At 75.9% G+C, this 14,370-nt stretch carries 12 protein-coding genes; 8 read left to right on the forward strand and 4 right to left on the reverse strand.

What is annotated here, in order from left to right:
- Positions 1-19: 19 nt before the first annotated feature.
- Positions 20-709: a nucleotidyltransferase family protein gene (locus AB0N63_RS20245; RefSeq protein WP_365530373.1), complete on the reverse strand. Its 690-nt coding sequence runs from the start codon at positions 707-709 to the stop codon at positions 20-22.
- Positions 710-1,469: 760 nt separating this feature from the next.
- Between AB0N63_RS20245 and AB0N63_RS20250 the strand changes: the two genes are divergently transcribed.
- A complete protein-coding gene (locus AB0N63_RS20250; RefSeq protein WP_365530374.1) occupies positions 1,470-3,749 on the forward strand; it encodes a catalase in 2,280 nt (759 codons plus the stop codon).
- A 201-nt stretch (positions 3,750-3,950) separates the two neighbouring features.
- On the forward strand, positions 3,951-4,484 hold the full coding sequence (locus AB0N63_RS20255; RefSeq protein ID WP_365530375.1) for a hypothetical protein: 534 nt from the start codon (positions 3,951-3,953) through the stop codon (positions 4,482-4,484).
- 202 nt (positions 4,485-4,686) lie between these two features.
- Here the strand turns inward: AB0N63_RS20255 and AB0N63_RS20260 are convergent, their stop codons facing one another.
- Together AB0N63_RS20260 and AB0N63_RS20265 are read right to left on the reverse strand one after the other, a co-directional pair.
- Complete coding sequence (locus AB0N63_RS20260) at positions 4,687-6,297, reverse strand: glycerol-3-phosphate dehydrogenase/oxidase (protein ID WP_365530376.1); 1,611 nt, start codon at positions 6,295-6,297, stop codon at positions 4,687-4,689.
- Positions 6,294-6,956, reverse strand: coding sequence for a TetR/AcrR family transcriptional regulator (locus AB0N63_RS20265; RefSeq protein WP_365530377.1), 663 nt, complete (start codon positions 6,954-6,956; stop codon positions 6,294-6,296). Before AB0N63_RS20265 ends, AB0N63_RS20260 begins: the two co-directional genes overlap by 4 nt.
- A gap of 48 nt (positions 6,957-7,004) precedes the next feature.
- Here AB0N63_RS20265 and AB0N63_RS20270 point away from each other — a divergent pair, with 48 nt between their 5' ends.
- A complete protein-coding gene (locus tag AB0N63_RS20270) occupies positions 7,005-8,615 on the forward strand; it encodes an FAD-binding oxidoreductase (protein WP_365530507.1) in 1,611 nt (536 codons plus the stop codon).
- Positions 8,616-8,773: 158 nt separating this feature from the next.
- Positions 8,774-9,655, forward strand: a complete 882-nt coding sequence (locus AB0N63_RS20275) for a YegS/Rv2252/BmrU family lipid kinase (protein ID WP_365530378.1) — start codon at positions 8,774-8,776, stop codon at positions 9,653-9,655.
- Positions 9,656-9,748: 93 nt separating this feature from the next.
- Here the strand turns inward: AB0N63_RS20275 and AB0N63_RS20280 are convergent, their stop codons facing one another.
- Positions 9,749-10,111 (reverse strand): transglycosylase family protein, encoded by a 363-nt coding sequence (locus AB0N63_RS20280; protein WP_365530379.1) that lies wholly within the window; start codon positions 10,109-10,111, stop codon positions 9,749-9,751.
- Positions 10,112-10,287: 176 nt separating this feature from the next.
- Here AB0N63_RS20280 and AB0N63_RS20285 point away from each other — a divergent pair, with 176 nt between their 5' ends.
- The 4 genes from AB0N63_RS20285 to hypF all read left to right on the forward strand — a co-directional run bounded on the left by AB0N63_RS20285 (position 10,288) and on the right by hypF (position 14,334).
- Positions 10,288-10,416 carry a hypothetical protein gene (locus tag AB0N63_RS20285; RefSeq protein ID WP_365530380.1) on the forward strand — a complete coding sequence of 43 codons (129 nt, stop codon included), beginning with the start codon at positions 10,288-10,290 and terminating at the stop codon, positions 10,414-10,416.
- A complete protein-coding gene (locus tag AB0N63_RS20290; protein WP_365530381.1) occupies positions 10,413-11,015 on the forward strand; it encodes a hydrogenase maturation protease in 603 nt (200 codons plus the stop codon). The genes AB0N63_RS20285 and AB0N63_RS20290 overlap by 4 nt, the downstream gene beginning before the upstream one ends.
- A gap of 80 nt (positions 11,016-11,095) precedes the next feature.
- The gene (gene hypB, locus AB0N63_RS20295; RefSeq protein ID WP_365530382.1) at positions 11,096-11,986 is read left to right on the forward strand and encodes a hydrogenase nickel incorporation protein HypB; all 891 of its coding nucleotides are present in this window, start codon (positions 11,096-11,098) and stop codon (positions 11,984-11,986) included.
- Entirely contained in the window at positions 11,983-14,334 is a 2,352-nt protein-coding gene (hypF, locus tag AB0N63_RS20300; RefSeq protein WP_365530383.1) for a carbamoyltransferase HypF, read from the forward strand. The genes hypB and hypF overlap by 4 nt, the downstream gene beginning before the upstream one ends.
- Positions 14,335-14,370 lie beyond the last annotated feature (36 nt).

Below are 14,370 nucleotides of genomic sequence, written 5' to 3' on the forward strand. Positions count from 1 at the left end.
CTACGGATGCTCGGGCCTCTCACGGACGCCCGTGCGGGGTGATGACGTTCAGGCGTTCGAGGAGGAAGAAGAACGCGGCGGGCATCGGCTCGTCGCCGCAGGCCGCCCGCACCCGCTCCCAGTCGACCTTCTCGCGCAGCGCGCGGGCGATCGGCAGCACGGCCCCGAAGTCGCAGTGGTGTTCGGAGAACGCCGCGATCAGACCCCACAGCAGATCGGTGGGGGCCAGCACGGGCATCCGCACGGAGTCCACCGGCAGTTCCTCGGCGCGCTCCAGCATCTCCCGGGTCACCGGCTGGTGGGCCAGCTCGAAGATGATGTCGATGTCCTGGTCGAAGCACTTGGCCTTGATCAGCCAGTCCTCCGGCGGGGTGTAGACGGTCAGACCGCCCTCCCGCAGGGTCCGCGCCACCGCTTCGGCGTCCTCGCGGCGCACGCAGAAGTCGGCGTCGTGCTGGAGGTTCTCGCTGCCGCCGTGCGCGTAGGCGGCCACACTGCCGGCCAGCGCGAAGGCGTGGCCCTTCCGCTTCAGGAGCGCGCCGACCTGTTTGGCCGCCTCCAGGATCGCCTGGTTGCGGTCGCGGGGCAGCTGCCGTCCCCGCGGGGGCGCCCCCTGACAGGAGGCCTCGCCCGTCCCGTCCGCCGCCAGACGAAGGCCGGCAGGCTCCGCCTGCCGAGCGGGAGCCGCGTCGCCTCCGTTGCGTGCCATTCCCTCTCCCATCGCCGGACCTGCCCCGGAACGGCGCCCACCGGTCGCGCAACCGCCGGCCCCGCACCTCCCGGACGCCTCGTGTGCCCGGCGGGTACCCGGCGCGTCCGCATCGACACGGCACGGCGACGGGGGGAGATCGGCCGACCGACCGGGGGTGGAGCCGTGGTCGACGGGCCCTCGGCCCATCGCCCACGTCGACGACGGGCAGCCCCCGCCGGGAACCGCGGGCGGCCCGCGCCGACCGGGTGACGCCTGCCGCATACCGGCCGCACGGCCCCGACCGACAGCCGTGGGCGTCCCACGCCCGGCGGGCGCCCGCCGCCTGTCCCTCCCTCCCTCCCCGCGGACGGGCCCTCTCCCCGCCCGCGCAGGCGGGTCACTTGACGGAGGCGGAATCCACAGGGCTTGAGCGCCCCCGGCTGGGTACGCGGTGGGGCGGCCGGGGCGTCGAGGAGCGAGCGGAGCGGTGTGAAGTGAGGGGACGGCGTGAGGTGACGGCTCGGTCCGGCGTTCACCCCGCCGTCGCGCGTCCCATGCGCCATCCCCCGCGCCATGAGAGATTGACCGGGTAGATGACCTTTCATGGCGCTTTATTCATTTGTCTACTTTCCCCTGGTCACTTTCCCGAGTTTTCCCACTTTCCCCTCGGCACGGGCGCAGCGGTGACCGCCGGCGCGGCCGAGGGCGACCGGCAACCGGACAGCACACGGCCGAGCCGCACACGACGGTACGGCCAGGAGCGGAGGAACGGGTACTGATGAGCGACGACAACCCCATCAAGCAGGCGGCCCAGAAGGTCACCGACGCCCTGCGTGGCGGCGCCGCGGGCCCCGAGGAGGGCATCCCCGGCAAGCCCGGCGTCGAGTCGCCGCCCGTCGAGGAGCCGACCGAGTACCGCGAGCCGCTGCCGCCCAAGCCGGACCAGACCGGCCCGGACACCGTCTCGCCCACCGGCCAGCCCACCGGCGCCGACCAGGCCCGGATGGCCCAGAGCGGCGCCTATCTGACGAACGCCCAGGGCACCCGCCTGTACGACACCGACCACTCGCTCAAGGCGGGACCCCGCGGCCCCGTCCTCCTCCAGGACCACCATCTGCGCGAGAAGGTCATGCACTTCGACCACGAGCGCATCCCCGAGCGCGTGGTCCACGCCCGCGGCTCCGCGGCGCACGGCGTCTTCACGAGCTACGGCACCGCCGCCTCCGTCACCAAGGCCGCGTTCCTCGCCGAGGACGTCGAGACCCCGGTCTTCGTCCGGTTCTCCACCGTGCTGGGCTCGCGCGGCTCCGCCGACACGGTACGCGACACCCGCGGCTTCGCGACCAAGTTCTACACCAGCGAGGGCGTCTTCGACCTGGTCGGTAACAACATCCCGGTCTTCTTCATCCAGGACGCCATCAAGTTCCCCGACGTCATCCACGCCGGCAAGCCGCATCCGGACCGGGAGATCCCGCAGGCGCAGAGCGCCCACGACACCTTCTGGGACTTCGTCACCCTGCACACCGAGGCCACCCACCACACCCTGTGGAACATGTCCGACCGCGGCATCCCCCGCTCGTTCCGCACCATGGAGGGCTTCGGCGTCCACACCTTCCGCCTCGTCAACGCGGCGGGCGAGACCACCCTGGTGAAGTTCCACTGGAAGCCGAAGCTGGGCGTGCACTCCCTGGTGTGGGAGGAGGCCCAGATCATCAACGGCGTCGACCCCGACTTCCACCGCCGGGACCTCGCCGACGCCATCGAGGCGGGCGCCTATCCCGAGTGGGAGTTCGGCATCCAGACCTTCCCGGACACCCCCGACCAGACCTTCGAGGGCATCGACCTGCTGGACCCGACGAACATCGTCCCCGAAGAGCTGGCCCCCGTGCAGCCGATCGGCAAGCTCGTCCTCAACCGCAACCCCTCCAACTTCTTCGCGGAGACCGAGCAGGTCGCCTTCCACGTCGGCCACCTCGTGCCCGGCATCGACATCACCGACGACCCGCTGCTCGCCGGGCGTCTGTTCTCCTACCTGGACACCCAGATCACCCGGCTCGGCGGCCCCAACTTCCCGCAGATCCCGATCAACCGCCCGCACGCGCCGGTCAACGACATGCTGCGCGACAGCTTCCACCAGACCGCCGTGCACCGGGGCGTGGCGCCCTACCGGCCCAACTCCCTCGACGGCGGCTGCCCCTTCCTCGCGGGCGCGGACACCGGGGCGTACATCGAGACGCCGGTGACGGTCCCGGAGGGCAAGAAGGTCCGCGAGGCGCCCGAGTCGTTCGCCGACCACTTCAGCCAGCCCCGCCGGTTCTGGCTGAGCATGAGCCCGGTGGAGCGCGAGCACATCATCGGCGCCTACACCTTCGAACTCGGCAAGTGCTACGAGCAGTCCATCAAGGAACGCGGGCTCCAGGTGCTGGCCAACATCGACCCCGAGCTGTGCGCCGAGGTGGCCGCCGGACTCGGCCTCCCCGCGCCCTCGGCCACCGTGCCGCTCGCCGACGTCGAGCCGAGCCCCGCCCTCTCCCAGGTCGGTCACACCTGGCCCACGGACGGCAGGATCATCGGCATCGTCACCGGCCCCGACGGCGACCTGGAGGGCGTGCGGGCCGTACGCGACGCGGTGCTCGCCGCGGGCATGGTCCCCCTGGTCGTCGCGCCGACCGGCGGCAAGGTGGGCGACGGCGCGGACGCGCTGACCGTCCAGCGCACCTACGCCACCGCCCGTTCGGTGGAGTTCGACGCCGTCCTGCTGGCCGGCGCCCCGGGCGTGGGCGCCGACGCCTACGGCGCCCGGGACGCCAAGTCCGGCCTCGCCACCGTCCAGCAGGCCACGTACGACCCGCGGGTCGCGCTGCTGCTGTCGGAGGCGTTCCGGCACGGCAAGGCGATCGGCGCGTGGAAGGGCGCGGAGGCCGCGCTGGAGGCGGCCGGCGTGCCCGCCGACGCGCCCGGCGTGATCGTCGGCGACAGCGGCACCACCACCCTGGAGCAGGTCGTCCGCCTGCTGGGCGCCCACCGCGTCTGGGAACGCTTCCCCGCACAGGCCTGACCCCCTCCGCGGGCCTGATCCCCTCCGCAGGTTGGACCCGCGACCGCGGGTCCGGCCCGCTTCCGTGCACCGGCCCGGGCCTCCCGGCGGGTGTGGCTGAGGCCACGCCCCGAAGGAGGCCCGGGTCATATTGCCGTCCCCGGGTCGCGGGCTACGGTGCTGGCCGTCCCTGTGCCCGCGACACGCTCGAACGGCCCGCCAGTGCTCGAAGACCTCTCGGATCTCTCGCCCCTCATCGCGGCGACCACCCAGTGGCTGACCGGCGCCTATCCGGCCGCCGGCGGCGCGCTGGCCTCCGTGCTGTGCGAGATGCAGGCGCGCCAGGCTGTCACGGCCGCGGCCTGGCTGCGCTATCCGACACCCGTGGACGCCGCCCTGGTGGGCATGGCGGGGCCGGGGGGCTCCGCGCGGCTGGACTGGATCACCGGCGCGGACGGCGGCGGGGTGGCCGACCCGGAGACGTACGCGTGGCGTACCTGGGTGGACGAGGTCGTCGCCAGCTGGGCCGCCTGTCTGCTCACCGATCCGGAGCTGGCCGGCCGGGCGGTGGCCGCGCTCACCGGTACGGGCGCCGCGGGGCCGCCGGTCGAGTTCCGGCGTCTGCTCGCCCCCGACGACACCGACCGCGCGGCCGCCGCGCTGCTGCGCCACCCCGACCTGCTCTCCCCGGTCGCCGCCCTGCACCGGGCCCAGTTGCGGGACCTCCTGGGGCGGGGCTCGGCACTGGCGGCCTGACTACGGGCAGCCGCACCGGCCCGTGGTACAGCCGCTCCCGTCGTGCGGCGACCCGGCGCAGCGGTGCGGACCGCATCGGCCGCGATGCAGCGGGGCACGCCTCTCACGGCCGGTCGCACAGCGGGGCGACCCGGGGCGCACCGGCCCCGGCGCACGGCGGCACGGACCCGAACTCGCCTTCCCCGGGCCTACTCGCCCCCCGTCACCGCGACCCCAGCACCTCGCCCAACGCCTCCCGCGCGGCGTCCAGTGCGGCGGCGCGGTCGGCCGGGACCAGGCCGACGCGGGTGCGCCGGTCGAGCAGATCGGCCTCGTCGAGCGCGCCCTCGTGGCGCACCGCCCACACCAGTTCGGCCCGGGTGACGGGGTGCCCGTCGAGCACGGGTTCGCCGAGGCGCGGGTCGCCGACGCCCAGGGCGTGGACGTACGGCGCCTCGGTGCCGTAGCGGCGGACCAGGCGGCGCGGCGCCTGGAGCGCGGCGAGCGTCCGCGGCGAGGCCGCGCCGACCAGCGGCAGGGCGGCCGTGGGGGAGGGGCCCGCGGCCAGTCCGCGCGCGGTGAGGGCGGCGTCAACGGCGTCTTCCGCCATGCGCCGGTAGGTGGTGAGCTTGCCGCCGACCACGGTGATCACACCGTCCGCCGAGGTGAGCACCGCGTGCCGGCGGGAGACGTCCGCGGTCCGCGGCGTGCCGGCGCCCTCGGGCGTGGCGTCCAGCAGCGGCCGCAGCCCCGCGAAGGCCCCCACCACGTCCTCGCGGCGCACCGGCACGTCCAGTGCGGACCCGAGGACGTCGAGCAGGAAGCCTATGTCGGTCTCCGGGACCTCCGGGACGTCGGGCACCGGCCCCTCGACGGGTTCGTCGGTGAGCCCCACGTACACCCGGCCGTCGCCCTGCGGCAGCACCAGGACGAAACGGTTGCTCTCCCCGGGCACCGGGATGTGGAGCCCGGCGGGCAGCGGCCCCAGCCGCTCGGAGCGCAGCACCAGGTGCGTGCCGCGCGAGGGCCGGATCCGCACCCCCTCCACCAGGCCGCCCGCCCACACCCCGGAGGCGTTGATCACGGCGCGGGCCCGGATCTCGCCCTCCTCGCCGGTGAGTTCGTCGCGTACCCGGGCGCCGGTGGCGGTCAGTTCCAGCGCGCGGACCCGGGTCAGGACGCGCGCGCCGCGGGCCGCCGCCGTCCGCGCGAGCGCGGTGACCAGCCGGGCGTCGTCGGTGAGCCGGCCGTCCCAGGACAGCAGGCCGCCGCGCAGCCCGCTGCCGCGCAGGGCCGGCGCGAGATGGCGGGTCTCCACGACGGACAGCCGGCGCGGCGCGGGCAGGGTGGCGCGGGCGGTGCGCGCCGCCAGCCGCAGGCCGTCGCCCGCGCGGAAGCCCGCCCAGGCCAGCGCGGCCTGGCCCCGGGAGACCAGCGGGGTCAGCGGCAGCACGAAGGGCTGCGCACCCACCAGATGCGGCGCGGTGCGCTCCATCAGCACCCCGCGTTCGACCGCGCTCTCGTGGGCCACGTCGAGCTGCGCCGAGGCGAGGTAGCGCAGGCCGCCGTGGATGAGTTTGGAGCTCCAGCGCGAGGTGCCGAAGGCGAGGTCGTGCGCGTCGATCGCGGCGACGGACAGACCTCGGGCGGCGGCGTCCAGCGCGGCGCCCGCGCCGGTCGCGCCCAGGCCGACGACCAGCACGTCGACGGAGGCACCGCCCACCGTCCGGGCCAGTTCGCGGGAGCGGCGCGCGGCGGTCAGCGAGGACCCCGGGTGTGCGCCGGGCGGCTCGTCCGGTGCACTCGCGTCCAGGGGGCTGCTGCTGGAGTTCATGGCGTCAGGGTCCTCTCCAGGATGGTCCGCAGTTCCGCGAGGAAGGCCTCGCCGGACAGGTCGGGGTCGTCCGCGTCGGTCATCGTGCGCAGCGACAGGGTGAAGGACTGCACCACCAGCAGCAGGGACCGTGCCTGCAGGGCGGGCTGCCCGGGGCGCACCGACCCGTCGGCGTGGCCCTCCCCGAGGCCCTCGGCGATCAGTTCGAGCAGGGCCTCCTGGCTGGCGCCGCGCCGGTCCAGCACGTAGGGGAGGAGCAGTTCCGGGTCGACGTCGAGGATCTTGCGGAACAGCGGGTGCGCGCGGAACGCGGCCACCCCGGCCACCAGGCCGTCCACGATCAGCGTCCGCGTGGGCACACCCGGCCGGCGCTCGGGCATCGCCCCGGTGGCCACGCCGATCCACTCCCGGGTCATCAGATCGCCCACCAGGGACCGCACGTCCGGCCAGCGCCGGTACAGCGTCATCCGGGACACCCCGGCGCGCCGGGCCACGTCCGTCATGGTCGTCCGGCGGACGCCGACGGCCAGGACGCAGTCGCGCACGGCGTCGAGGACGGGGTCGCCGGCCGGGCGGGCCGTCCCGCCCGGGGTGTCGGTGGCTGCGGAGGCGCCGGGCCGCTCGGACCCGTCAGCACCGTTGTGACGAATAGGCGTCATGTGTAACAGTGTAACGCCCCTTGACGTCGACCGGTGAGGAACAACGCGATGGACATGCTGTGGAGCGGCTGGGGCGACCCGGCCAAGGCCGCACCGCTGCCCGAGACGGTCACCGCCCTGCTGCGCGACCTGCTCGGCGTCAAGCCCCGCGGCACCGCACCGCTCGCCCTCACGGAGATCGCCGTCCCCGAACCGCCGCTCACCACCGCCGCCCGCCGGGCGTTGGCGGACGCGGCCGGCGGCGAGGAGCACGTCCGCGCCGACGCCGAGTCCCGCATCCGGCACACCCGCGGCAAGTCCACCCCCGATCTGCTGCGCATCCGCGAGGGCGACGTCACCGACCTCCCGGCGGCCGTGGTGCTGCCCGCGAGCCACGACGACGTGCTCGCCGTGCTGCGCGCCTGCGCCGCCCATGACCTGGCCGCCGTCCCGTTCGGCGGCGGCACCTCCGTCGTCGGCGGCCTCGCCCCCGAACGGGGTCCCGCTCCGCGCCCGTTCGTCGCCCTGGACCTGCGCCGCATGGACCGGCTGCTCGCCCTCGACCCGGTCTCCCGCACCGCCACGCTCCAGTCCGGCCTGCGGGCCCCGGACGCCGAGGCCCTGCTCGCCGGACACGGCTTCACCCTCGGCCACTTCCCGCAGTCCTACGAGTGGGCCACCATCGGCGGCTTCGCCGCCGCCCGCTCCAGCGGTCAGGCCTCCGCCGGATACGGCCGCTTCGACGAGATGGTGCTCGGCCTCACCCTCGCCACCCCCGGTGGCACCCTGGAGACCGGCCGCGCCCCGCGCTCGGCCGCCGGTCCCGACCTGCGTCAGCTCGTCCTCGGCTCCGAGGGCGCGTTCGGCGTCATCACCTCCGTCACCGTGCGCCTGCGCCCCCTGCCGAAGACACGGATCTACGAGGGCTGGCGCTTCGCCTCCTTCGAGGAGGGCGCAGCCGCGCTGCGCCGCCTCGCCCAGGACGGACCCCGGCCCACCGTGCTGCGCCTGTCCGACGAGACCGAGACGCTCATCGGCCTGGCCCATCCCGACGCCATCGGCGCCGGGAACGCCGGGGACGCGCAACCTGCGGGCTGCCAGGCTGTCGCGGGCTACGAGGGCGACCCCGAGGAGGTGGCCCACCGCAGGGAACGCGCCGCCGCCGTCCTGCGCGAGTGCGGCGGCACGTATCTCGGCGAGGAGCCGGGCGAGCGGTGGGCGCACGGCCGCTACTCGGCGCCGTACCTGCGCGACGCGCTGCTGGACGTGGGCGCGTTCGCCGAGACCCTGGAGACCGCCGCCTTCTGGTCCCGCGTGCCCGAGCTGTACGCCGCCGTCCGCGACGCCCTCACCGCGGCGCTCACCGAGGCCGGCACCCCGCCGCTGGTGATGTGCCACATCTCGCACGTCTACGAGAACGGCGCGTCCCTCTACTTCACGGTGGTCTCCGCGCAGGGCGAGGACCCGGTGGCGCACTGGACGCCCGCCAAGCACGCCGCCAACGAGGCGATCCTCGCCACCGGCGGCACCATCAGCCACCACCACGGCGTGGGCACCGACCACCGTGACTGGTACCTGCGGGAGGCCGGACCGCTCGGGGTGGACGCCCTGCGGGCGGTCAAGCGCCGCCTGGACCCGGCCGGCCTGCTGAACCCCGGCGTCCTGCTGCCCCTGGACTGAGACCGCGCCCCACAGCCCCGGTCGCCGCAGCTCTGGCCTGCCCCTCCCGGCCCCGCCGTCCCGGTCGCCGCAGCCGGTTCGCGCAGTCCCGGTCCCCGCGGTCCCGCCCCGTCCCGTACTCTCCCGCCACGCCCGCTCAGCGCCCCGGAGGCCCACCGATGCGACAGTTCACCGCGATCGTCAACCCCACCGCGGGCGGTTCCGCGGGCGCCGCGGCGCTGCTGCGGGTGGCCCGGCCGTTGAGGGAGGCGGGCGCCTCGCTGGAGACCGAGTACAGCCGCAGCCTCGCCCACGCCCAGGACCTCGCCCGGCAGGCGGGGGAACGCGGCCGGGTCGTCCTCGCCGTGGGCGGCGACGGCATCGCCGGCGGCGTCGGCGGGGCGCTCAGCGGAACCGGCGCCCTGTTCGGCCTCGTCCCGGCCGGCCGCGGCAACGACTTCGCCCGCGCGCTCGGCCTGCCCGCCGACCCTGCCGAACTGGCCCGCCTCCTGCTGCACCACGCGCCGCGCCCCGTGGACACCATCGAGGTGGAGTCCGCCGTCCACCCGCGCACCGTCGTCCTCGGCAGCGTGTACGCGGGCGTCGACGCGCTCGCCAACCGGCACGCCAACCACGCCAGGCTGCTGCGCGGCGCCGCCTCGTACTACCTGGGCGGGCTGCGCGCCGTCGCCACCTGGCGCGCGGCGACGTACCGGGTCACCGTCGACGGCGAGGAGCACGCCCACCGCGGCTACACCGTGGTGGCCGCCAACTCGGCGTACTACGGCTCGGGCCGGATGATCGCGCCCGGCGCCCGGGTGGACGACGGCCTGCTCGACGTGGTGCTGATCCGGGCCGCCCCGCGCCGGCTGTTCTTCACCCTGATGAACGAGCTGAGGACGGGCGGTCACGTCGACCGCCCCGAGGTGCGGGTCCTGCGCGGCCGGGAGATCAGCGTCGCCGCCGACCGGGAGATACCGTGCGGCGCCGACGGCGAGGTGGACGCCGTCCTGCCCGTCACGGCGCGCGTCCTGCCCGGCGCCCTCTCGATGCTCTGCTGACGGCGCAGGGGGCGGGTGGTGGGCGGTGTGCGGCCCGTCGGGCCGGGAGAGGTGCGACCGCCGGGCCGCACACCGGCGGCCCCGGGACGCACGCTACGCGCAGCCCCAGGCCGACATTCCCTGGAGGGCGGCCAGCCGCTTGGCCACGGCGATCTGCTCCTCGCGGGTGGCCAGATCGGCCCGGGGCGCGTACTTCAGACCACCGGCCGCGATCCAGCTGGACTGCCGGAACTGCAGCCCGCCGAAGTACCCGTTGCCGGTGTTGGCCTTCCAGTCGCCGCCGGACTCGCAGGCGGCGATGGCGTCCCAGTCGGCGGTGCGGGCCTCGGCGGGTGCCGCGGTCGCGGTCGGGCCGCCGGCCAGCGCGGCGGTGGTCGCCGCGGCCAGCAGGGCGCCGCGCAGCGTGCGACGGGAGGGACGAGCGGAGGCCCTGTCGATGTTCTGCTGCCAGATCATGCGCAGACTGTTACATCACATGAACTGTAAGTAGCACCACGACACGCCGACTCCCGCAGCCCCGCGCGGACCGCCGACGGGATTCGATCCGGATGGCGGACGACGGCCGCGCCGGCCGCGCGAAACGCCGCGACGGTCCTTCGCGCCGCCGCGCGGGACGGCCAACATTCCGCGTCATGGACACGGACACCCTCCTCGCCGTCACGGGCCCCCTGCTCGCCGTCCCCGACCCCCGGCTCCCCGCCATGGGCCACCGGCCCGCCGCCGACGCGTTCGCCGCCCCGCTCCCCGGGGGCGTCCGATGACGGACGCCGCCGCACCGACCGCCCGGCTGCTCGTCGCCGGTGTCGGCAACATCTTCCTCGCCGACGACGCCTTCGGCCCCGAGGTGCTGCGCGCCCTCCAGGACCGCCCGCTGCCGCCGGCGGTCCGGGCGCGCGACTTCGGCATCCGCGGTCTCGACCTCGCCTACGAACTCCTCACCGGCTACGACACCGCCGTCCTCGTCGACGCCGCCCCGCGCGGCCACCGGCCCGGCACCCTCTCCGTGATCGAGCCCGACCTCCCGGACGGCGCCGACTGCGCCCCGCCGGAGGCGCACGGCATGGACCCGGCCAAGGTGCTGGCGCTGGCCGCCCGGCTCGGCGACGGGCCGCTGCCCCGCGTCCTCGTGCTGGCCTGCGAGCCCGAGACGGTGCCGCGCGGCGACGAGGACATCATGCCGGGCCTCAGCGCCCCGGTGCGCGCGGCCGTCGACCACGCCGTCACCGCCCTGCACGCCATGGTCCCGGTCCTCCTCGCCGACCCCGCGGCCACCCCGTCGTTGCGCCGCCCGGACGAATCCGCGGCCCCGCACACGGCTGCGCTACCGCACCTGGCGGCCCGAGCGCCCCAGGATCGGTGAGGGACGCGGTTCCCGCGCCGCCCGCCGCGGGCGGCGCACCGCGGACCGTCCCTTCCTGACCGACCCCGAGGAGATGCGCCATGTGCCGGTCCGTCGACGTCCAGCAGGCCGTGCTCGCCAAGAACGACGACCTGGCCCGCACCCTGCGCGACGACCTGGCCGGGCGCGGCGTCACCGTGGTCAACCTGCTGTCCAGTCCCGGCAGCGGCAAGACCGAACTCCTCGGCGGGGTGCTGGCCCGCGCCGTCGGGCGGGGCGTCCCGGTCGCCGCGCTCACCGCGGACCTGGCCACCGAGAACGACGCCCGCCGGCTGGCCCGTTCGGGCGCTCCGGTGCAGCAGGTCCTCACCGACGGCCTGTGCCACCTGGAGGCCCGCCAGGTGCGCCGCCGGCTGGAGGGCTGGCTCCCCGGCGACACCGCCGTGCTGTTCGTGGAGAACGTCGGCAACCTCGTCTGCCCCGCCTCCTACGACCTCGGCGAGACGCTGCGGATCGTGCTGATGGCCGTCACCGAGGGCGAGGACAAGCCGCTGAAATACCCCACCGCCTTCGGCTCCGCGCACCTCGTCGTGACCACCAAGACCGATCTCGCCGGACCCGCCGGATTCGACGAGGCCGCCTTCCGCGCGAACGTCCACCGGGTCAACCCCAGCGTGGAGATCGTACGGACCTGCGCCCGTACCGGCGAGGGCGTCGACACCGTCCTGGACCGGGCGCTCGCCACCCGCCACGCGGCCCCGCCGCACCGCCCGCCCCTCGCCCCCCGCCCGCACGACCACGGCCGGACCCACGACGATCCGCACGACGACGGTCACCGCCACAGCCACGACGACGACCACGAGCACACCCACCCCCACGAGCACACCCACCCGCACGACCGGGCCCGCCCCCACCCCGGCGACCGCGACCCCGCGCACGACGGCGGCCGCGACCACTTCCACCCGGCGCCGGCCGTCGCACCCGCCTCATGACCGCTGCGGCCACCGGTCCGGTGCGTCGCCGGCTCACCGTGCGGGGCACCGTGCAGGGCGTGGGCTTCCGGCCGTACGTGCACCGGCTCGCCGCCGACCTGGCGCTGGCCGGCTTCGTGAGCAACACCGCGAACGGCGTGCTGATCGAGGTGGAGGGACCGCCGGACGGCGTCGCGAGCTTCTGCGACCGGCTGACCCGCCAGCCGCCGCCGCTGGCCGCCGTCACCGGCGTCGGCGCCGAGGAGGTGCCCGCCACCGGCAGCGCAGGACCGTTCACCATCCGGCCCACCGAGAACTCCACCGGGCGCACCCACCTCCCGCCCGACACCGCCACCTGCCCCGACTGCCTGCGCGAACTGGCCGACCCCGCCGACCGCCGGCACCGGCACCCCTTCATCACCTGCACCCACTGCGGCCCCCGCTTCACCGTCGCCACCGCGATGCCCTACGACCGCCCCGCCACCACCATGGCCGGCTTCCCCCTGTGCCCCGCCTGTGCCCGGGAGTACGCCGACCCCGCCGACCGGCGCTTCCACGCCCAGCCCGTCGCCTGCCCCGACTGCGGCCCCCGGCTGCGCCTGGTGCCCGCCGAGGGCAGCGGCCTGCGCCCGGCCCGGGACGCCGAGGCGCTCGCGGCGGCCCGGAGCCTGCTCGCCGCGGGGCGGATCGTCGCCGTCAAGGGCGTCGGCGGCTACCACCTGGCCTGCGACGCCACCGACGCCCGCGCCGTCGCCGCCCTGCGCGCCCGCAAGGAACGCGGCGGCAAGGCGTTCGCGGTGATGTGCGCCGACCCGGCCACCGTCGAGCGGGTCGCCGACCTGACCGAGGCCGAGCGGGCCGCGCTGACCGGCCCCCGCCGTCCCATCGTGCTGCTGCGCCGCCGCAGCCGGCCCGGTGGCCTGCGCCTCAGCGACGAGGTGTGCCCCGGCAGCCCCCACATCGGCGTGCTGCTGCCCTACACCCCCGTGCACACCCTGCTCTTCGGTCTGCCCGGCGACCCGCCCGGCCCCCAGGTGCTCGTCATGACCAGCGGCAACCGGTCCGGCGAGCCCATCGTCACGGACGACGGCGAGGCGCTGACCCGGCTCGCCCAACTGGCCGACGCCTGGCTCGTCCACGACCGGCCCATCGCCTCCCCGTGCGACGACTCGCTGCTGCGGGTGCGCCCCGACGGCACCGAACAGGTCCTGCGCCGCTCCCGCGGACACGTGCCGCGCCCGCTGCGCCTCCCGGTCCCGGTCCGCCCCGCCCTCGCCGTGGGCGGCGACCTGAAGAACGCGCTCTGCGTCGGCGACGGCGAACACGCCTGGTTCGGGCCGCACGTCGGAGACCTGGGCGACCTGGCCGGCCTGGAGGCCGCCGGACGCGCCGAACGGCACCTGCTGCGGCTCACCGGAGTGACCCCGGCCCTGGTCGTCGCCGACCGTCACCCCGGCTACCACTCGGCCCGCCGCGCCCGGCGCAGGGCGGACGAACTCGGCCTGCCCACCCCGGTGCCGGTCCAGCACCACCACGCGCACATCGCCTCGGCGATGGCCGAGCACGGACTCGACGGCGCCCGGCCGGTGATCGGCGTCGCCTTCGACGGCACCGGCTACGGAGACGACGGCACGGTCTGGGGCGGGGAGTTCCTGATCGCCGACTACGCCGCCCACCGCCGCTTCGCCCACCTCGCCCCCGCCCCGCTGCCCGGCGGCGACGCCGGAGTGGCGAACCCGTGCCGGCTCGCGCTCGCCCGGCTGTGGTCCGCCGGACTGGACTGGGACCCCCGCCTGCCCAGCGTCGCCGCCTGCTCACCCGAGGAACTGAAAGCGCTCCACAGGCAGTTGGAGCGCGGGCTGGCCTGCGTGCCGACCTCCAGCATGGGCCGGCTCTTCGACGCCGTCTCCTCCCTCACCGGCGTCTGCCACCGCGCCCACTACGAGGCGCAGGCCGCCCTGGAACTGGAGGCGGCGGCCGGCGAGGCCCGGGACGCGGACACGGTGGCGTACCCCTTCGGATACGCCGACGGCCCCGGTCCGCTCCGCTGCGACCCCGCGCCCCTGCTGCGCGCCCTCCTCGCCGACCGGCGGCGCGGCGCACCCGCGCCCGTCCTCGCGGCGCGGTTCCACCGGGGTGTGGCGGGGATGGTCGCCGAGGTCTGCCGGCGCGCCCGCGCGACCACCGGCCTGACCACCGTCGTCCTCACCGGCGGCGTCTTCGCCAACGGCCTGCTGGAGGAGGAGTGCGCCGCACGGCTGACGGCGGCCGGCCTCACCGTGCTGCGCCACGGCGAAGTCCCGCCCAACGACGGCGGCCTGGCCCTCGGGCAACTGGTCGTGGCGGCGCACGAGCGGCGGCGCGAGTGACCCGCCCGGCCCGGACCCGGCCGGCGTACGAACCGA

It is taken from the genome of Streptomyces sp. NPDC093260 (assembly GCF_040683715.1).
Lineage (GTDB): Bacteria > Actinomycetota > Actinomycetes > Streptomycetales > Streptomycetaceae > Streptomyces > Streptomyces sennicomposti.

Bases quoted from the DNA above. Each gene is read 5' to 3' on its own strand.
- AB0N63_RS20245 (WP_365530373.1), bottom strand. From the start codon at position 709: ATGGCACGCAACGGAGGCGACGCGGCTCCCGCTCGGCAGGCGGAGCCT.
- AB0N63_RS20250 (WP_365530374.1), top strand. From the start codon at position 1,470: ATGAGCGACGACAACCCCATCAAGCAGGCGGCCCAGAAGGTCACCGAC.
- AB0N63_RS20260 (WP_365530376.1), bottom strand. From the start codon at position 6,297: ATGAACTCCAGCAGCAGCCCCCTGGACGCGAGTGCACCGGACGAGCCG.
- AB0N63_RS20265 (WP_365530377.1), bottom strand. From the start codon at position 6,956: ATGACGCCTATTCGTCACAACGGTGCTGACGGGTCCGAGCGGCCCGGC.
- AB0N63_RS20270 (WP_365530507.1), top strand. From the start codon at position 7,005: ATGGACATGCTGTGGAGCGGCTGGGGCGACCCGGCCAAGGCCGCACCG.
- AB0N63_RS20275 (WP_365530378.1), top strand. From the start codon at position 8,774: ATGCGACAGTTCACCGCGATCGTCAACCCCACCGCGGGCGGTTCCGCG.
- AB0N63_RS20280 (WP_365530379.1), bottom strand. From the start codon at position 10,111: ATGATCTGGCAGCAGAACATCGACAGGGCCTCCGCTCGTCCCTCCCGT.
- AB0N63_RS20285 (WP_365530380.1), top strand. From the start codon at position 10,288: ATGGACACGGACACCCTCCTCGCCGTCACGGGCCCCCTGCTCGCCGTC.
- AB0N63_RS20290 (WP_365530381.1), top strand. From the start codon at position 10,413: ATGACGGACGCCGCCGCACCGACCGCCCGGCTGCTCGTCGCCGGTGTC.
- hypB (WP_365530382.1), top strand. From the start codon at position 11,096: ATGTGCCGGTCCGTCGACGTCCAGCAGGCCGTGCTCGCCAAGAACGAC.
- hypF (WP_365530383.1), top strand. From the start codon at position 11,983: ATGACCGCTGCGGCCACCGGTCCGGTGCGTCGCCGGCTCACCGTGCGG.